We start from the raw sequence: 17,896 nt of genomic DNA, 5'->3' as shown, positions 1-17,896 counted from the left end.
GCGTCTTTGACATGCACTGCAGCACTACTACAACGTTGTTTTAAAACACAGCCAACATTCCTGTTGGCATGGTTTTATGGTGTTGCGTGCGCGGTATTACTGGCGCGCATTGCGCAGGTTGTCCGGCATCGCCCCCGTGCTGAAGTTGCTGCGCCAGGGGTTGATGTCGAGACCGCCGCGGCGCGTGTAGCGCGCATACACGGACAGTTTTTGCGGCTTGCACTGGCGCAAGATATCGACAAAGATGCGCTCCACGCATTGCTCGTGGAATTCATTGTGCTCGCGGAAACCAATCAGGTAGCGCAACAGGCTTTCCTGGTCGATTTGCGGTCCCGCATACTCGATCTGCACGCTGCCCCAGTCGGGCTGGCCCGTTACCAGGCAATTCGATTTGAGCAAATGCGAGACGAGTTTTTCTTCCACGGGCGCCTCGTCCAGCGCCGCCTTGAGCAGCAGCGGCGAGGGCGTGTATTGCGTGATTTCCAGGTCCAGGCGGTCCAGCAGCACGCCGTCGAATTCGCCCATTTTCAGCTTGCCGAAATCTTCCTGCAAGGTCAGTTCCACTTGCACGGGCGCGCCGAAACCGTTGGACAGATCCTGTTTCAACAAGGCCAGCAGCGCTTCCGGGCCGTCCAGTTTGGTCTGGTTGAACGAGTTCAGGTACAGCTTGAACGATTTCGATTCGATGATGTTGGGCGAATCGGCCGGCGCGCTGACCTTGGCAATGGCCACCTGCGGCTTGCCGCGCTGATTCAGCCACGACAGTTCATACGCATTCCAGATATCGAGGCCGAAGAAGGGCAAAGTGCCGCGCAATTCCAGCTCGTCGCGCTTGCCCTGGCGCGGAATGGGAAACAGCAGTTCCGGCGCGTAATCGGTGCGGTAGGCGGAGCTTTTTCCCAGCGGGGATTGTTCGGCGAGGTCGTTGGTGGTGGTCATGGTGGCGTGGCTACAAATTCTGTGAAGGATGAATGGTAGCCTATTTCAAGCCAACGGCAAGGGCCGGGGGCAGACCCCAGTATTTGCCGTTGGGCTAACTCACCATTTATCCCAGGAACAGCTTATACACAGGATTGCTGCTTTCATCCCAGTAACGGTAGCCCAGCGTATCGAGGAAGCGGGCAAACTCGCCCATTTCATCGGGCGGCACTTGCAGGCCCACCAGAATGCGGCCCACGTCGCCGCCCTGGCTGCGGTAATGGCACAAGGAGATATTCCAGTTCGGCGCCATGCTGTCGAGGAAACGCATCAGCGCACCGGGGCGCTCGGGGAATTCGAAGCGGTACAGCAGTTCGTCCTGCGCCAGGCGGCTCTTGCCGCCGACCAGGTGGCGGATGTGCGACTTGGCCAGTTCGTCGTGCGTCAGGTCCAGCGTCTTGAATTCGTGCTCTTCGAATTTCTGCGCCATCGCGCCGGACTCATGCCGGTCGGCAATCTGGATGCCGACAAACACGTGCGCGGCTTTTTCATCGCTGATGCGGTAATTAAATTCCGTCACGTTGCGCGCGCCGATGAGCGAGCAGAAACGTTTAAAACTGCCCCGCTGTTCGCGCATGGTGACGGCAAACAGGGCTTCGCGGAATTCGCCCAGTTCGGCCCGTTCCGCGACGAAGCGCAAACGGTCGAAGTTCATGTTGGCGCCGCTGGCGATGGTGATCAGGGTTTCATTGTTGACGGGATGCTTGGTCAGGCTGGCCCGTTCCACATAGGCCTTGGCGCCGGCGATGGCCAGCGCGCCGGACGGTTCCAGAATGCTGCGCGTATCCGTAAACACGTCCTTGATGGCGGCGCAGATGGCGTCCGTGTCGACGGTGATGATTTCATCGACATACGCCTGCACCAGGCGGAAGGTTTCCTCGCCCGCCAGGCGCACGGCCGTGCCGTCGGCGAACAGGCCCACGTCGTTCAGGGTCACGCGTTCGCCCGCTTTGAGCGAACGGGCCATGGCGTTCGAATCGACGCTTTGCACGCCGATGATCTTGATGTCGGGACGGATCTGTTTGACATAGGCGGCGATGCCGGCGATCAGGCCGCCGCCGCCGATGGGCGCGAAGATGGCGTGGATGGGGCCGGCGTGCTGGCGCAGGATTTCCATGCCGATCGTGCCCTGGCCGGCGATCACGTCCGGGTCGTCGAACGGGTGCACGAAGGTCAGCTTCTGCTCTTTCTCCAGGGTCAGCGCATGGTTGTAGGCATCCGTGTACGACTCGCCGTGCAGCACCACTTCCACGTTGACGCCGCCGCGTCCCTTGACCGCCTCGACCTTCACCAGCGGCGTGGTGGTGGGCATGACGATGACGGCGCGGCAACCCATGCGGGCGGCCGACAGGGCCACGCCCTGGGCATGGTTGCCGGCCGAGGCGCAAATCACGCCCCGCTTGCGGTCCGCTTCGCTCAGCTTGGACATCTTGTTGTAGGCGCCACGAATCTTGAAGCTGAACACGCTTTGCATGTCTTCGCGCTTGAAGTAAATCTGGTTGTTCAGGCGCTGCGACAGGGCAGGGGCCAGTTCCAGCGGCGTTTCGGTGGCGACGTCATAGACGCGGGCGGTCAGGATTTTCTTGAGGTAGTCGATGTTCATAGTCTGCAAGCAAGTGATTCTGGGCCAGAAAGGGTCTGGAGCGTGTCGGGCGATATCGGCGGCGCCGCGGCGGATAGCCTGGCGACAATAGTGCTCTGTGGATCTAGGGGGCCGGTGAGCCCTTGCCGGTCGGCGCGGATTGTGCGGCGCGCAAGCTGCTCTTCATTATAATGGAGAGCCTTACTGCATCGCGAAGTGTTCCATGATCGAATCCGCAATCGCCTGGCTGCTGCAGCTGATCGCCGCACCGGAAGTCGGGCTGACATCGGTCTTTCTGATCAGCTTTATTTCCGCCACCCTCTTGCCGCTGGGCTCGGAACCAGCCGTGTTTGCCGTCATCAAGGCCAATCCCGCGCTGTTCTGGGCCACCATCGGCGTCGCCACCCTGGGCAACACCCTGGGCGGCGTCGTCGACTACTGGATGGGCTACCGGGCCAAGCAGGCGTTCGCCAAGGAGCGCGACACGCGCTGGTTCCGCTGGCTGGCCCGCTATGGCGCCAAGACCATGCTGCTGGCCTGGCTGCCCATCGTGGGCGATCCCCTGTGCACGCTGGCAGGCTGGCTCAAGCTGCCGTTCTGGCCCAGCGTGGCCTACATGGCCATCGGCAAGTGCGCGCGCTACCTGACCATGACGGGTTTGCTGCTGTACGTTCCCGATGGCGTATGGCACCGGATTGGACAAATGCTGGCCTGATCGGCACGCAAACGGGGCGCAATGCAACGCCTGTTTGCCCTGTTTTTGGGCAGTTTGATAGTTTGTGGCTGAGTCTGATTCTTGGCATTTTTGCGTTAAAAAATCATCGGGACTGATTTTTTATTCACAAAAAATAAGACTTCCCCATATTTGCTATGGCGGCGGATCAGGTGCTTAAACCTTGGGCGGCATAAGGCTGTTCCCGCATGGTGCGGCGCAATAAGATAAAATGGGCCTTTAGGGTCCAGTCCACATCGTCACCACACTCCATGAACGCTCCCGCACATATCCAAGCTTTACTGGCAGAAACGCCGAATGGTCCCGCAGCAAGCCGCCTGCGCGAAATCCCGTATAACTACACGTCGTTTTCCGATCGCGAGATCGTCATACGCCTGTTGGGGGAGGACTCCTGGCGCCTGCTCGACGAGCTGCGCGGTGCCCGCCAGACGGGCCGTTCCGCCCGCATGCTGTACGAGGTGCTGGGCGATATCTGGGTGGTGCGCCGCAATCCCTACCTGCAGGATGACTTGCTGGACAACCCGAAGCGCCGCCAGGGCTTGATCGATGCCTTGCATCACCGCCTGGCCGAAGTCGACAAGCGCCGCCTGGGCATCGATGCGGCCGGCGGCGACGCGCTGGCTGCCGGCGAAGCGCCGGAAGTGGCCAAGGCGCGCAGCGCCAACGTGGAACTGCTGCTGAAAGCGGCCAGCAAGGCCGTGGCCGACTTCGGCGACGAATTCCGCAAGACCTACGACTTGCGCAAGCGCACGGTCAAGGTGCTGGGCCGCTACACGGAAAAACACAATGTGCGTTTCGACGGCATGACGCGCGTGTCGCACGTGACGGACGCCACCGACTGGCGCGTGGAATACCCGTTCGTCGTGCTCACGCCCGACACGGAAGAGGAAATGGCCGGCCTGGTCAAGGGCTGTATCGAACTGGGGCTGACCATCATCCCGCGCGGCGGCGGCACCGGCTACACGGGCGGCGCGATTCCATTGACGCCGATGTCGGCCGTCATCAACACGGAAAAACTCATCACCCTGGGCGCCGTCGAAATGACGGTCTTGCCTGGCCTCACGCATGAATACGCGACCATCAATTCGGGCGCCGGCGTGATCACGAACAAGGTGTCGGAAGCGGCGGAAAAGGCCGGCTTCGTGTTTGCCGTCGACCCCACCTCGGCGCACGCCTCGTGCATCGGCGGCAACGTCGCCATGAATGCAGGCGGAAAGAAAGCCGTGCTGTGGGGCACGGCGCTGGACAACCTGGCGTCGTGGCGCATGGTGGACCCGAACGGCGACTGGCTCGACGTCACGCGCCTGGACCACAACCTGGGCAAGATCCACGATATCGCGCTGGCACGTTTCCAGCTGGAATGGCGCCACCCGAGCACGCGCGACGCCACGAAACCGAACGCGCCGTTCAAGACGGAAATCTTGGAAATTCCTGGCCGTAAGTTCCGCAAGGAAGGCCTGGGCAAGGACGTGACGGACAAATTCCTCGCCGGCTTGCCGGGCATCCAGAAAGAGGGTTGCGACGGCTTGATCACGTCGGCGCGCTGGATCTTGCACAAGATGCCGAAGTTCGCCCGCACCGTCTGCCTGGAATTTTTTGGCCAGGCGCGCGATGCGATCCCGTCGATCGTGGAAATCAAGGATTACCTCGACGGCTTGCCGGCGAAAGGCGAGCAGTACACGACCATCCGCCTGGCGGGCCTGGAACATCTCGATGAGCGCTACCTGCGTGCCGTCGGCTACGCCACGAAGTCGAAGCGGGGCGTGCTGCCGAAGATGGCCCTGTTCGGCGACATCGTCGGCGACGATGAAAATGCTGTCGCGCAAGCGGCGTCGGAAGTGGTGCGTATCGCCAACACCCGCGTGGGCGAAGGCTTTGTGGCCGTCAGCCCGGAAGCGCGCAAGAAATTCTGGCTCGACCGTGCCCGCACGGCGGCGATCGCCAAGCATACGAACGCGTTCAAGATCAATGAAGACGTCGTGATTCCGCTCAACCGCATGGGCGAATACACGGATGGCATCGAGCGCATCAATATCGAGCTGTCGATCAAGAACAAGCTGCAGCTGGCCGCAGCGTTGAGCGACTTCTTTGGCAAGGGCAACCTGCCGATCGGCAAGAGCGACGATGCGTCCGATGACCGCGTCGACGATGCGGAAATGCTGGGCGACCGCGCCGAGCAGGCGCAACAGTTGCTGGCGCAGGTCACGGCACGCTGGACCTATCTGCTGGGTCAGCTGGACCTTCCGCTGGCCGATGTAAAGGGCGAGCTGGCGGAACTGGGCATGGAGCGCTTGCTGCCCGTCTTCGATGCGCGCCTGGAAACGCAGCCCGACGCCACCCTGTTCGACGTGGTGCAGGACCGTACCGTGCGCATTACCTGGAAGCAGGAAATCCGCGCCCAGCTGCGCCAGATCTTCAACGGCGCCGCGTTTAAACTGATCCTCGACGAAGCGACGGCGATTCACGCGCGCATCTTGCGTTCGCGCGTGTTCGTCGCCCTGCACATGCATGCGGGCGACGGCAACGTGCACACGAACTTGCCCGTCAACTCGGACAACTACGAAATGCTGCAGGACGCCCACGAAGCCGTGGGCCGCATCATGATCCTGGCCCGCTCGCTCAATGGCGTGATTTCCGGCGAACACGGTATCGGCATCACCAAGCTGGAATTCCTGACGGAAGAAGAGATCGGCGACTTCCGCAGCTACAAGCAGCGCATCGATCCGGAAGGCCGTTTCAACAAGGGCAAACTGCTGAACCTGCCGGGCATGGGCGCCGACTTGCGCAACGCCTACACGCCATCGTTCGGCCTGATGGGGCACGAGTCCTTGATCATGCAGCAAAGCGATATCGGCGCCATTGCCGACAGCGTCAAGGATTGCTTGCGTTGCGGTAAGTGCAAACCCGTGTGCTCGACCCACGTGCCGCGCGCGAATTTGCTGTACTCGCCGCGCGACAAGATCTTGGCGACCTCGTCCCTGATCGAAGCCTTCCTGTACGAAGAACAGACGCGCCGCGGCATTTCCATCAAGCATTGGGAAGAGTTCGAAGACGTGGCCGATCACTGCACGGTCTGCCATAAATGCGTGACGCCGTGCCCCGTCAACATCGATTTCGGCGACGTGTCGATGAACATGCGCAACTTGCTGCGCAAGATGGACAAGAAGAGCTTTAATCCCGGCACCAAGGCCACGATGATGTTCCTCAACGCCACCGATCCCGTGACCATCAATGCCACGCGCAAGGTCATGATCGGCTGGGGTTACAAGGCGCAGCGCCTGGGCCATGACTTGCTGAAGAAATTTGCCAAGAAGCAAACCAAGGCGCCGCCGCCATCGACGGGCAAGCCGCCCGTCAAGGCGCAGGTGATCCATTTCATCAATAAAAAGATGCCGGGCAACCTGCCGAAGAAATCGGCGCGCGCGCTGCTCGACATCGAAGACGATAAAGTGATCCCGATCATCCGCAATCCGAAGACGACGACGGCCGATACGGAAGCCGTGTTCTACTTCCCTGGTTGCGGTTCGGAACGCCTGTTCTCGCAAGTGGGCCTGGCCACGCAGGCGATGCTGTGGGAAGTGGGCGTGCAGACGGTCTTGCCGCCTGGCTACCTGTGCTGCGGTTATCCGCAGCGGGGCGCGGGCGAGTTCGACAAGGCCGAGAAGATGATGACGGACAACCGCGTCCTGTTCCACCGCATGGCCAACACGCTCAATTACCTGGACATCAAGACGGTGCTCGTGTCGTGCGGCACCTGCTACGACCAGCTGGCCACGTACCAGTTTGAAAAGATCTTCCCCGGCTGCCGCATCATGGATATCCATGAGTATCTGCTGGAAAAACAGGTGAAGCTGGAAGGCGTGAACGGCACCCGTTATATGTACCACGAGCCATGCCACAATCCGATGAAGCTGCAGGAATCGGGCAAGACCATCAACTCCCTGATCAGCACGGTAGACAACGTGAAGATCGAGAAGAATGACCGTTGCTGCGGCGAATCGGGTTCGCTGGCCGTCACGCGTCCCGACATTTCCACGCAAGTGCGTTTCCGCAAGGAAGAAGAGATGGTCAAGGGCGCCGACAAGCTGCGCGGCGATGGGTTTACCGGCGACGTCAAGATCCTCACCAGCTGCCCGTCGTGCTTGCAAGGCTTGTCGCGCTACAATGACGATTCGGGCACGACGGCCGATTACATCGTCGTCGAGATCGCCAAACACTTGCTGGGAGAGAACTGGATGCCGGATTACGTGAAACGCGCCAATGACGGCGGCATCGAACGGGTGCTCGTGTGATGTCCACGGGCTGCGATCTGTGCACCTTGCTGGACGGCTACGCCAACAAGCAAGGTCTGGAGACCTTGCTGTGGCGCAGCGAGCGGCTGTCCGTGGTGGCCGTCGATGATCCCAGCTATCCCGGCTTTTGCCGTGTGATCTGGAACAAGCACGTGAAGGAAATGACGGACTTGACGCCCGGCGAGCGCAACTACGTGATGGAAGTCCTGTGGCAAGTCGAGCTGGCCGTGCGTGAAGTGATGCAGCCGGAAAAGGTCAACGTGGCCAGTTTCGGCAACATGACGCCGCATGTGCACTGGCACGTGATTCCCCGCTACCGCGACGATGCGCATTTCCCGAACCCCAGCTGGGCCGTCGTGCAGCGCGAGACGGCGCCCCAGGTGCTGGCCGCGCGCCGCGCCCTGCTGCCGGCCTTGCGCGACGCCATCATTCAACGTTTATCCGCATAAAGTATTGTCATGACTGAAAAAGCAGCAACACCCCAACCCACCGGCTTGACCGTGCACAACCAGTCGCGCGTGCTCGACGTGGCGTTCGACGATGGCAGCGAATTTGCGCTGCCGTTCGAATACCTGCGCGTGTACTCGCCGTCGGCCGAAGTGCAGGGACATGGCAAGGGCCAGGAAACCTTGCAATTAGGCAAGCGCCTGGTGGGCATCACGGGCATCGAGCCGGTCGGCAACTACGCCGTGCAGCCGACCTTCAGCGATGGCCACAATTCGGGCCTGTACACCTGGTCCTACCTGTACAAGCTGGGCGCGGAGCAAGCGACCCTGTGGCAGGATTACCTGGACCGCCTGGCGGCAGCCGGCTACCCGGGCGACAGCGGCCGCGACGCCAAGGCGGACATGACGGTCAAGCAATCTTCCGGACACATCCATGGACCCAGCTGCGGGCACAAACACTAAGTCAAAAAAATAATGCGGTAAGCTTGTCGGATTGCCGCCGCCCCGTTCGTCGTATGGATGCCCGCGCTTGCGGGCATTTTCTTTTGGAGAAGAGACTATGGAATACCTGATCCTGATCTACGCCGACGAGGCGCGCTATGCCGCCATGGAAGAGGGGCAGATGGCCAGCCTGATGGCCGACTTTGCCAGCTATACGCAGGCGCTGGAAGCCGCAGGCGTGCTGCGCGGCGGTGCGGAACTGGCGCCCGTGCACAGCGCCACCAGTGTGCGCGTGCAAAATGGCAAGCCCGTCATCACGGATGGGCCGTTTGCGGAAACCAAGGAGCAGCTGGGCGGCTATTACCTGCTGGACTGTGCCTACCTGGACGAGGCGCTGGCCTGGGCCGCGCGCTGCCCCGTGGCTTCGCTGGGCACCATCGAAGTGCGGCCCGTCACGGCTTGAGCATGGCTGGCGACGCCATTACGGCCGTCGAGCACGTCTTCCGCCAAGAGAGGGGCAAGGTGCTGGCCGGCCTGATGCGGCGCTTTGGCGACCTGGGCCTGGCGGAAGATGTGCTGCAGGAAGCGTGCCGCAAGGCGCTGGAAGTGTGGCCGCAGACGGGCATTCCGTCCAATCCTGCGGCCTGGCTCAGTGCCGTGGCGCGCAACGCGGGCCTCGATCACGTGCGGCGCGCAGGCAAGAGCGTGCCGGACGGTGACGCCGTGCTGGCGCGTCTGCCGGCCGCCATGGTTGAGGAAACGCAAGCGATCGAGGACGACCGCTTGCGCCTGCTGTTCATCTGCTGCCATCCCGCGCTGGCGCCCGAGGCGCAAGTGGCGCTGGCTCTGCGCACCCTGTGTGGCTTGTCCACGGCCGAGATCGCGCGTGCCTTTGGCCTGGCGGAAGCGGCGCTGTCGCAGCGCGTATTGCGCGCCAAGCGCAAGATCGCCGAAGCGCGCATCCCCTTCGAGTTGCCGCCAGCGCAAGACTGGCCGCAACGGCTGGCGCAAGTGCAGCACGTCATCTATCTGGTGTTTAGCGAAGGCTATTGCGCCAGCGGAGGCGATAGCCTGTTGCGTGCGAACCTGTGCGCGGAAGCGCTGCGCCTGGCGCGCCTGCTCGACAGTTTGCAGCCCGGCCAGCCGGAAGTGCAGGGCTTGTTGGCCTTGCTGCTGCTGCAGGCGTCGCGCGGTCAGGCCCGCCTCTCGCCGGAAGGTCACTTGCTGACCCTGGAAGAACAGGATCGCCGCCTGTGGCACGGCGACTTGATTGCCGAAGGCCTGTCCGTGCTGGCGCAGGCCTTGCCGGCGCGCGCGCCGGGGCCATATCAGTTGCAGGCCGCCATTGCCGCCCTGCACGCCAGGGCCGTCACGGCCAGCCAGACGGACTGGCGCCAGATCAGCGCCCTGTACGGCGCCTTGCTGCGGCACAAGCCGGAACCCCTGATCTTGCTCAATGCCGTGATCGCCTGCGCGATGGCGCATGGCGTCGAGCACGGCCTGGCGTGGCTCGATCGCCTGGAAACCGTGCCCAGCCTTGCCAACTCGCATTATCTGCACGCGGCCCGGGCTGACTTGCTGCGCCGCCAGGGCGACCGGGCGGGGGCGCTGGCGGCGTATGCGCAGGCGGCAATGCTGGCTGCGAATACAGTGGAAAGGCAATACCTTCTCCGGCGTCACGGGGAAATGCGCCTGCCGCTTGTATAATGCACGCAAGTTCAAACAGACTGCCTACCATGACCAATACGACCCATTTCGGATACAAAACAGTTGCAGAAGACGACAAAGTGCGCGAAGTCGCCAAGGTGTTCCATTCCGTCGCTGCCAAATACGACGTGATGAACGACTTGATGTCGGGCGGGCTGCACCGTCTGTGGAAGACGTTTACGATTGCCAACGCGGGCGTGCGCCCCGGTTTCAAGGTGCTCGACATTGCCGGCGGCACGGGCGACCTGTCGAAGGCGTTCGCCAAGCAGGCGGGCCCTACCGGCGAAGTCTGGTTGACCGATATCAATGAGTCGATGTTGCGCGTGGGCCGCGATCGCCTCTTGAATCGGGGCCTGCTCACCCCCACCTTGTTGTGTGACGCGGAAAAACTGCCATTCCCCGATAACTATTTTGACCGTGTCAGCGTGGCTTTTGGCCTGCGCAACATGACGCACAAGGATGTGGCGCTGGCGGAAATGCGCCGCGTGCTGAAACCGGGCGGCAAGCTGCTGGTGCTGGAGTTTTCCAAGGTGGCGGCGCCCCTGCAAAAACCGTATGACCTGTATTCGTTCTCGGTCTTGCCGTGGTTCGGACAGAAAATCGCCGGCGACGCGGGAAGCTATCGCTACCTGGCTGAATCGATCCGCATGCACCCGGACCAGGAAACCTTGAAGACCATGATGGAAACGGCGGGCCTGGAGCGCGTGCAGTACTACAATTTGACGGCAGGCATTGCCGCTTTGCATACCGGCATCAAGATGTAACTCAAGCTGTAACTCACCCTTGCCGGTGATTTTAGGAGATGGAATGAAACTGAAGAAATTTATGGTCGGCATGATGCTGGCCGCGACCACGGTATCCATGCTGGGCGAGGCGCTGGCCCGTCCCATGGGCGGTGGCCGTTCGTTTGGCCGCCAGTCGCAAAACGTGGGCCGCCAGGCTCCTGCGCCAGCACCGGCCCCTGCGCCGGCTGCCGCGCCACGTCAGGCGCAACCGGCGCCAGCCCCTGCACCGGCCCCTGCCGCGAAGGCGCCTAGCCGCTGGAAGGGCTTGCTGGGCGGCGCCTTGCTGGGCCTGGGCCTGGGCGCGCTGCTGTCGCATTTCGGCCTGGGCGGTGCCCTGGCCAGCATGATCAGCACCCTGCTGATGGTGGCCTTGCTGGCGGGCGTGGCCTTCTTCATCTACCGCATGGTGCGCGGCAAGCGCGACAGCAACGCCAGCGGCAATGCGCCGTTCGCGGGCTTTGGCGGCAACCAGCCGGCACCGGCCGGCAACGTGCCCGACATCGGTTCGCGCATTCCGCCGCTGCCGCCGCTGCAGCCCGTCTCGTCCGGCGTAGGCCTGGACAAGCCGGCGCCGGCTGCCGCGCCATGGGGCGTGCCTAGCGACTTCGACAAGGAAGCGTTCCTGCGCCACGCGAAAAGCAATTTCATTCGCCTGCAAGCGGCCTGGGACAAGGCGGACGTCAACGATATCCGCGAATTCACGTCGCCGGAAGTGTATGCGGAACTGCGCATGCAAATCCAGGAACGGGGCGCGCAGCCGGACTTTACCGATGTCGTTACCATCGATGCCGAATTGCTGGGGATCGAAACGAGCGTCAACGATTACCTGGCCAGCGTGAAGTTTACGGGCATGATCCGTTCGGCGCCCGGCGCTGCAGCGGAACCGTTCGCGGAAGTGTGGAATATGTCGAAACCCGTCAGCGGCAACAGCGGCTGGGTCCTGGCAGGCATCCAGCAATTGAATTAATTGTCAAAACTTGCTGAATAATGGCTTAAGTGCATGCGGAATGCATGATGCTTGACAGATATTTCCTGCTGAACTGGTAAGATCGAAACCGCCCACGTTGTTTTACGGGCGGTTTTTTCTTTTTGGGGGCGCGAAGCGCGCAACATGATGGCACCACTTTCCGATCTTTCCCTGATGACGCCCGTCATCGCCACTATCAACCATTTGCTGGCGCAGGAGCCGTGGGCGCGCCAGCAGCTGGCCGTACACGCCGGCAAGCTGGCCTGCATCGACACGGGCGCCGTGGCCTTGCGCCTGCGCGTCGACAGCGCAGGCATGCTGGAAGCGGCGCCGGCCGACGTGCCGGCCAACGTCACTATCCGCGTGAAATTGTCCGATGTGCCGCTGATCCTGCAAAACCGCGAACGGGCGTTTTCCTACGTCAAGATCGAAGGCGATGCCGAGTTTGCCAATGCGATTTCGCAATTGAGCAAAGGCTTGCGCTGGGAAGCGGAACACGACCTGGAAAAGGTATTGGGCCCCGTGCTGGCCACGCGCCTCGTGTCCGGCGCCAGGGATGCCGCCGCCTTTGTCCGCACGGGCCAGCAGAAGCTGGCGGAAAACGTGGCTGAATATTTTCTCGACGAACAGCCCATGCTGATCCGTCCTGCTACCTTGCACGAATATTCCGCTGGCGTGACGCGCGTGCGCGATGACGTCGAACGCCTGGCCAAGCGCCTTGCCCGGCTGGAAAAGGCGGCCGCCGCCCTCCAGCCACAGTCTTCCTCACCGGATTTGTCTACATGATATTGAAATTCCTGCGCCTGTTTAAAATCATCCGTGTTTCCATCAAGTACGGCCTGGATGAGATAGCGATTTCTGGTCTGCAAGTTCCCCGCACCGCCAAATTGATCGATACCTTGATTTTCTGGCGCGACCTGTCGTCGCCGCGGGGCTTGCGCCTGCGCCTGGCGCTGGAAGAGCTGGGCCCGATCTTCGTCAAGTTCGGCCAGGTGCTGTCGACCCGGCGCGACCTGATGCCGCCCGATATCGCCGAAGAGCTGGCGCGGCTGCAGGACCGGGTGCCGCCGTTCGATTCCGACCTGGCCGTCGCGCAAATCACCAAGTCCCTGGGCGCGCACCCGGATCAGTTGTTTGCCCGCTTCGAGCGCGAGCCGGTGGCGTCCGCCTCGATTGCCCAGGTGCACTTCGCCACCTTGAAAGATGGCCGTGAAGTGGCCGTGAAGGTCTTGCGTCCAGGCATGAAAAAGCTGATCGACGAAGACGTGGCCCTGATGCACATCGCGGCTGGCTGGATCAGCCGCCTGTGGGCCGACAGCAAGCGCTTGAAACCGAAAGAGGTGGTGGGCGAGTTCGACAAATACCTGCACGACGAGCTGGACCTGATGCGCGAGGCGGCCAACGCCAGCCAGCTGCGCCGCAACTTCGCCAACTCGGACTTGCTGCTGGTGCCGGAAATGCACTGGGATTACTGCTCCAGCAGCGTCATCGTGATGGAACGCATGTATGGCATCCCCGTGTCGCAGACGGACCGCCTGGTGGCGGCCGGCGTGGATTTGCGCAAGCTGTCCAGCGATGGTGTGGAGATTTTCTTCACGCAAGTGTTCCGCGATGGCTTTTTCCATGCGGACATGCATCCGGGCAATATCCTCGTGTCGATCGCGCCTGAATCGTTCGGCCGCTACATCGCCCTGGACTTTGGCATCGTGGGCACCCTGAACGATTACGACAAGGATTATCTGTCGCAAAACTTCCTCGCCTTTTTCCGCCGCGACTACAAGCGCGTAGCCGAGGCGCATATCGAATCGGGCTGGGCGCCGAAGGATACGCGCGTCGATGAGCTGGAAGCGGCCGTGCGCGCCTGCTGCGAGCCCATCTTCGACCGTCCGCTGAAAGATATTTCTTTTGGGCAAGTTCTGCTGCGCTTGTTCCAGACGTCGCGCCGCTTCAACGTGGAAGTGCAGCCGCAGCTGGTGCTGCTGCAAAAGACCCTGCTCAATATCGAAGGCCTGGGCCGCCAGTTGGACCCGGAACTGGACTTGTGGCAAACGGCCAAGCCCTACCTGGAAAAATGGATGAGCAACCAGGTGGGACCGCAGGGCTTCATGGAGCGCCTGCGCGCCGAGGCGCCCCGTTATGCGCACATCTTCCCGCAACTGCCGCGCTTGCTGCACCAGGCCTTGACGGTGCATGGCGAGCCGCGCGAAAACGAGGTGGAACTGATGAAAACCTTGTTGGCGGAGCAACGCCAGACGAACCGCCTGCTGAGCTTTATCGTGTACTTCGTGGGCGCTTTCGCGCTTGGCGCGCTGGGCCTGCAAGTATTCATGCGCTGGCACCAACTGCCGTTTTAACGGCTCAAGGACGTAAGTGATGGCTGACTTTCATACCCGCGATCCGCTGTCGCCCGCCTTCTGGGATGAGCGTTTCGAGAAACAATTCACGCCCTGGGACCATGGCGGCGTGCCATCGCGCTTGCGCCGCTTCGTTGCCGGCAGCCCGGCGCCGCTGCGCTGCCTGATTCCCGGCTGCGGCTCCGCGTACGAGCTGGTCTTCATGCTGGAACATGGCTGGGATGCCACGGCCATCGACTTTTCTCCGGCCGCCGTGGCCGCCGCGCGCGCCGTCGTCGGTGAGCGGGCAGGGCAGGTGGTGGAAGCGGATTTCTTTGCCTGGCAGCCGGCAGCGCCGCTGGACCTGATCTATGAACGGGCTTTCCTGTGCGCCATGCCGCGCGCCATGTGGCCGCAGGTAGCGGCCCGCTGGGTGCAGCTGCTGGCGCCCGGTGCCATGCTGGCCGGCTACTTCTTCTTTGACGACAATGCCAAGGGACCGCCGTTTGGTATTTCGCGTGAGCAACTGCAGGCCTTGCTGGCGCCGCATTTCGACTGCCTGGCCGATGAAGCCGTGGACGATTCCATCGCCGTCTTTGCCGGCAAGGAGCGCTGGATGAGCTGGCGCCGCCGGGCGGACTGAGGCTGACAGGCCCGGCGGGTGGGCATTTTCCGCTGGGAATGGCGGAAAAGCTTTATAATTCAGGGTTTTTGATGATTTTCTCGGAGTAGAGATGCCGATTTACGCTTACCGTTGTGACGAGTGTGGTTTTGCCAAGGATGTCTTGCAAAAGATCTCCGATCCAGTACTGACGGTGTGCCTGTCGTGCGGCAAGCCCAGTTTCAAGAAACAATTGACGGCCGCCGGTTTCCAATTGAAGGGCACTGGCTGGTACGCGACGGATTTCCGCGGCGGCACGGCGCCCACCACGGCGATTCCGACGGGCCCGGCCGATAGCGCCAAGCCTGCCCCGGCCGCCGAGAGCGCGCCTGCCGCGGCCCCTGCGCCCGCCCCGGCTGCCGCTGCGCCGAAAGCGGACTGAAACGCGCGCCGCGCCGATACTATCCCTTACCGAGAAACCGATGCGTAAATACTTTATTACCGGATTGCTGATTTTAGTACCGCTGGCCATCACCGTCTGGGTACTGAATCTGGTGATCGGCACCCTGGACCAGTCGCTGCTGCTGGTGCCAGAACGTTTCCGCCCGAACTCGCTGTTCGGCTTTGACATTCCTGGCCTGGGCACGATACTGACGATACTCATCGTTTTCCTGACGGGATTGCTGACGAATAACCTGGTCGGCAATTACGTGGTGAAACTGTGGGAAAAATTGCTGCATCGCATACCCATCGTCAATTCCCTGTATTCGAGCGTCAAGCAAGTCTCGGATACCTTGTTTTCCTCGTCGGGCAATGCTTTCCGCAAGGCCGTGCTGGTGCCGTATCCGCACCAGAATTCCTGGACCATCGCGTTCCTGACCGGCGTGCCGGGCGGCGATGCGGCGAACCACCTGGTGGGCGATTATGTCAGCGTATATGTGCCGACGACGCCGAATCCGACATCGGGCTTTTTCCTGATGATGAAGCGCAGCGATGTCGTCGAACTCGACATGAGCGTCGATGCGGCGCTCAAATATATCGTCTCGATGGGCGTGGTGGCGCCTGCGGAAGTTGTTGCTGTACCGGCCCCGGCAGCCAAAGAATAAAGGCAGGCGTCCCGTGCGGGACGTGGCCGGATTGAACACTCACTAACCTGAACTGAGAATTTTATGTCTATGCGTACTGAATATTGCGGCCTCGTTACCGAAGCCATGCTGGGACAAACCGTCAGCCTGTGCGGCTGGGTACATCGCCGCCGCGACCACGGCAGCCTGATTTTCATCGACTTGCGCGACCGTGAAGGCCTGGTGCAAATCGTCTGCAACCCGGAACAAGCGGAGATGTTCAAGGTCGCCGAAGCCGTACGCAACGAATTCTGCCTGCGCGTGACGGGCGTGGTGACCAACCGTATCGAAGGCACGATCAACAACAACCTGAAATCGGGCAAGATCGAAGTGGTGTGCTCGGAACTGGAAGTGCTGAACCCTTCCGTGCCCGTGCCGTTCCAGCTGGACGACGACAACCTGTCGGAAACGACGCGCCTGACGCACCGCGTGCTGGACCTGCGCCGCCCGCAAATGCAGAACAACCTGCGCCTGCGCTACAAGGTGACGATGGAAGTGCGCAAGTACCTCGACGCGCTGGGCTTCATCGATATCGAAACGCCGATGCTGACCAAGTCCACGCCAGAAGGCGCGCGCGACTACCTGGTGCCATCGCGCGTCAACGCAGGCAGCTTCTTCGCCTTGCCGCAATCGCCACAGTTGTTCAAGCAACTGTTGATGGTCGCTAACTTCGACCGTTACTACCAGATCACCAAGTGCTTCCGCGACGAAGACTTGCGCGCTGACCGCCAGCCGGAATTCACGCAGATCGACTGCGAAACCTCGTTCCTGACGGAACAGGAAATCCGCGACCTGTTCGAAGACATGATCCGCGTCGTCTTCAAGAACACGCTGGACATCGACCTGCCGAACCCGTTCCCGGTGATGGACTTTGCCGAAGCGATGGGCCTGTACGGTTCCGACAAGCCGGACATGCGCGTCAAGCTGGCCTTCACGGACTTGACCGAAGTCATGAAGTCGGTCGAATTCAAGGTCTTCAACGGCGCTGCCAACATGCCGAACGGCCGCGTGGTGGCCCTGCGCGTACCGCAAGGCGGCAGCATGCCCCGTTCGGAAATCGATGCCTACACCCAGTTCGTCGCCATCTACGGCGCCAAGGGCCTCGCTTACATCAAGGTCAACGAGAAAGCCAAGGGTCCTGAAGGCTTGCAGTCGCCGATCGTCAAGTTCCTGCCTGCCGACGTGCTGGCCACGATCCTCGAGCAGACGGGCGCACAGGACGGCGACCTGATCTTCTTCGGCGCGGACAAGGCCAAGGTCGTCAACGACGCCATCGGCGCGCTGCGCGTGAAAATCGGTCACAGCGAGTTCGGCAAGAAAGCGGGCCTGTTCGAAGACGTGTGGAAGCCATTGTGGGTGGTCGACTTCCCGATGTTCGAACACGACGAAGAAGCGGACCGCTGGACGGCAACCCACCATCCGTTCACGGCGCCGAAAGACGGCCATGAAGACATGCTGGAAACCAATCCGGGCGCCTGCATCGCCAAGGCCTACGACATGGTCTTGAACGGCTGGGAACTGGGTGGCGGTTCCATCCGTATCCACCGCGAAGAAGTGCAAAGCAAGGTCTTCCGTGCATTGAAGATCGATGCCGAAGAAGCACAGCTGAAGTTCGGCTTCCTGCTCGACGCCCTGCAATACGGCGCGCCACCGCATGGCGGCCTGGCATTCGGCCTGGACCGTATCGTGACCATGATGACGGGTTCCGAATCGATCCGCGACGTGATCGCCTTCCCGAAAACCCAGCGCGCGCAAGATTTGCTGACCCATGCGCCGTCGGAAGTGGACGAGAAGCAACTGCGCGAACTGCACATCCGTTTGCGCAGCGCCGAGCCAAAAGTAGTGTAATGAAGCATGCGGCTGCCCAGGCAGCTGCTACCGTTTTACTTGCTGAGGCAAAAAAAGGC

16 protein-coding genes are annotated in these 17,896 nt (G+C 61.6%); 14 read left to right on the top strand and 2 right to left on the bottom strand.

Annotated features, from left to right (window positions below; translation table 11 throughout):
* Nucleotides 1-96: 96 nt before the first annotated feature.
* Together queF and ilvA are read right to left on the bottom strand one after the other, a co-directional pair.
* Nucleotides 97-939 carry an NADPH-dependent 7-cyano-7-deazaguanine reductase QueF gene (gene queF / locus VPH41_RS20595; RefSeq protein WP_328571356.1) on the bottom strand — a complete coding sequence of 281 codons (843 nt, stop codon included), beginning with the start codon at nucleotides 937-939 and terminating at the stop codon, nucleotides 97-99.
* 106 nt (nucleotides 940-1,045) lie between these two features.
* A complete protein-coding gene (ilvA, locus tag VPH41_RS20590) occupies nucleotides 1,046-2,581 on the bottom strand; it encodes a threonine ammonia-lyase, biosynthetic (protein ID WP_287774488.1) in 1,536 nt (511 codons plus the stop codon).
* A 202-nt stretch (nucleotides 2,582-2,783) separates the two neighbouring features.
* On the opposite strand from ilvA, the gene VPH41_RS20585 reads away from it, so the two are divergent.
* The 14 genes from VPH41_RS20585 to aspS all read left to right on the top strand — a co-directional run bounded on the left by VPH41_RS20585 (nucleotide 2,784) and on the right by aspS (nucleotide 17,837).
* Nucleotides 2,784-3,275 carry a YqaA family protein gene (locus VPH41_RS20585; protein WP_152256795.1) on the top strand — a complete coding sequence of 164 codons (492 nt, stop codon included), beginning with the start codon at nucleotides 2,784-2,786 and terminating at the stop codon, nucleotides 3,273-3,275.
* 269 nt (nucleotides 3,276-3,544) lie between these two features.
* Entirely contained in the window at nucleotides 3,545-7,585 is a 4,041-nt protein-coding gene (locus VPH41_RS20580; RefSeq protein WP_328571355.1) for a DUF3683 domain-containing protein, read from the top strand.
* Entirely contained in the window at nucleotides 7,585-8,034 is a 450-nt protein-coding gene (locus VPH41_RS20575; RefSeq protein WP_328571354.1) for an HIT family protein, read from the top strand. The genes VPH41_RS20580 and VPH41_RS20575 overlap by 1 nt, the downstream gene beginning before the upstream one ends.
* A gap of 9 nt (nucleotides 8,035-8,043) precedes the next feature.
* A complete protein-coding gene (locus VPH41_RS20570; RefSeq protein WP_328571353.1) occupies nucleotides 8,044-8,493 on the top strand; it encodes a DUF971 domain-containing protein in 450 nt (149 codons plus the stop codon).
* A 97-nt stretch (nucleotides 8,494-8,590) separates the two neighbouring features.
* Nucleotides 8,591-8,935 (top strand): YciI family protein, encoded by a 345-nt coding sequence (locus VPH41_RS20565; protein WP_328571352.1) that lies wholly within the window; start codon nucleotides 8,591-8,593, stop codon nucleotides 8,933-8,935.
* 2 nt (nucleotides 8,936-8,937) lie between these two features.
* Nucleotides 8,938-10,179 carry an RNA polymerase sigma factor gene (locus VPH41_RS20560; protein WP_328571351.1) on the top strand — a complete coding sequence of 414 codons (1,242 nt, stop codon included), beginning with the start codon at nucleotides 8,938-8,940 and terminating at the stop codon, nucleotides 10,177-10,179.
* A 29-nt stretch (nucleotides 10,180-10,208) separates the two neighbouring features.
* A complete protein-coding gene (gene ubiE / locus VPH41_RS20555; protein WP_328571350.1) occupies nucleotides 10,209-10,943 on the top strand; it encodes a bifunctional demethylmenaquinone methyltransferase/2-methoxy-6-polyprenyl-1,4-benzoquinol methylase UbiE in 735 nt (244 codons plus the stop codon).
* A 43-nt stretch (nucleotides 10,944-10,986) separates the two neighbouring features.
* The gene (locus VPH41_RS20550) at nucleotides 10,987-11,931 is read left to right on the top strand and encodes a Tim44 domain-containing protein (protein WP_287774474.1); all 945 of its coding nucleotides are present in this window, start codon (nucleotides 10,987-10,989) and stop codon (nucleotides 11,929-11,931) included.
* Between the two features lie 147 nt (nucleotides 11,932-12,078).
* Entirely contained in the window at nucleotides 12,079-12,717 is a 639-nt protein-coding gene (locus VPH41_RS20545) for a ubiquinone biosynthesis accessory factor UbiJ (protein WP_328571661.1), read from the top strand.
* Entirely contained in the window at nucleotides 12,714-14,285 is a 1,572-nt protein-coding gene (ubiB, locus tag VPH41_RS20540) for a ubiquinone biosynthesis regulatory protein kinase UbiB (RefSeq protein WP_152283412.1), read from the top strand. The genes VPH41_RS20545 and ubiB overlap by 4 nt, the downstream gene beginning before the upstream one ends.
* Before the next feature lie 19 nt (nucleotides 14,286-14,304).
* A complete protein-coding gene (locus tag VPH41_RS20535; protein ID WP_328571349.1) occupies nucleotides 14,305-14,907 on the top strand; it encodes a methyltransferase in 603 nt (200 codons plus the stop codon).
* Between the two features lie 91 nt (nucleotides 14,908-14,998).
* Nucleotides 14,999-15,307, top strand: a complete 309-nt coding sequence (locus VPH41_RS20530; RefSeq protein WP_152256785.1) for an FmdB family zinc ribbon protein — start codon at nucleotides 14,999-15,001, stop codon at nucleotides 15,305-15,307.
* Nucleotides 15,308-15,347: 40 nt separating this feature from the next.
* Nucleotides 15,348-15,971, top strand: a complete 624-nt coding sequence (locus VPH41_RS20525; RefSeq protein ID WP_152256784.1) for a DUF502 domain-containing protein — start codon at nucleotides 15,348-15,350, stop codon at nucleotides 15,969-15,971.
* Between the two features lie 69 nt (nucleotides 15,972-16,040).
* Entirely contained in the window at nucleotides 16,041-17,837 is a 1,797-nt protein-coding gene (gene aspS, locus VPH41_RS20520; RefSeq protein ID WP_287774706.1) for an aspartate--tRNA ligase, read from the top strand.
* The last annotated feature ends 59 nt before the right edge of the window (nucleotides 17,838-17,896 follow it).

It is taken from the genome of Janthinobacterium sp. P210006, assembly GCF_036231885.1.
In the GTDB taxonomy this organism is placed as follows: Bacteria; Pseudomonadota; Gammaproteobacteria; order Burkholderiales; family Burkholderiaceae_D; genus Janthinobacterium; species Janthinobacterium violaceinigrum.
The sequence above is the reverse complement of the archived record's forward strand: the minus strand, read 5'-3'. Positions and strand labels throughout refer to the sequence as shown.

Excerpts from the sequence above, each read along its gene's own strand:
- VPH41_RS20550 (WP_287774474.1), top strand. The coding sequence starts at position 10,987 with ATGAAACTGAAGAAATTTATGGTCGGCATGATGCTGGCCGCGACCACG.
- ubiE (WP_328571350.1), top strand. The coding sequence starts at position 10,209 with ATGACCAATACGACCCATTTCGGATACAAAACAGTTGCAGAAGACGAC.
- ubiB (WP_152283412.1), top strand. The coding sequence starts at position 12,714 with ATGATATTGAAATTCCTGCGCCTGTTTAAAATCATCCGTGTTTCCATC.
- aspS (WP_287774706.1), top strand. The coding sequence starts at position 16,041 with ATGCGTACTGAATATTGCGGCCTCGTTACCGAAGCCATGCTGGGACAA.
- queF (WP_328571356.1), bottom strand. The coding sequence starts at position 939 with ATGACCACCACCAACGACCTCGCCGAACAATCCCCGCTGGGAAAAAGC.
- VPH41_RS20580 (WP_328571355.1), top strand. The coding sequence starts at position 3,545 with ATGAACGCTCCCGCACATATCCAAGCTTTACTGGCAGAAACGCCGAAT.
- VPH41_RS20525 (WP_152256784.1), top strand. The coding sequence starts at position 15,348 with ATGCGTAAATACTTTATTACCGGATTGCTGATTTTAGTACCGCTGGCC.
- ilvA (WP_287774488.1), bottom strand. The coding sequence starts at position 2,581 with ATGAACATCGACTACCTCAAGAAAATCCTGACCGCCCGCGTCTATGAC.
- VPH41_RS20545 (WP_328571661.1), top strand. The coding sequence starts at position 12,079 with ATGGCACCACTTTCCGATCTTTCCCTGATGACGCCCGTCATCGCCACT.
- VPH41_RS20570 (WP_328571353.1), top strand. The coding sequence starts at position 8,044 with ATGACTGAAAAAGCAGCAACACCCCAACCCACCGGCTTGACCGTGCAC.
- VPH41_RS20560 (WP_328571351.1), top strand. The coding sequence starts at position 8,938 with ATGGCTGGCGACGCCATTACGGCCGTCGAGCACGTCTTCCGCCAAGAG.
- VPH41_RS20530 (WP_152256785.1), top strand. The coding sequence starts at position 14,999 with ATGCCGATTTACGCTTACCGTTGTGACGAGTGTGGTTTTGCCAAGGAT.
- VPH41_RS20585 (WP_152256795.1), top strand. The coding sequence starts at position 2,784 with ATGATCGAATCCGCAATCGCCTGGCTGCTGCAGCTGATCGCCGCACCG.
- VPH41_RS20575 (WP_328571354.1), top strand. The coding sequence starts at position 7,585 with ATGTCCACGGGCTGCGATCTGTGCACCTTGCTGGACGGCTACGCCAAC.
- VPH41_RS20565 (WP_328571352.1), top strand. The coding sequence starts at position 8,591 with ATGGAATACCTGATCCTGATCTACGCCGACGAGGCGCGCTATGCCGCC.
- VPH41_RS20535 (WP_328571349.1), top strand. The coding sequence starts at position 14,305 with ATGGCTGACTTTCATACCCGCGATCCGCTGTCGCCCGCCTTCTGGGAT.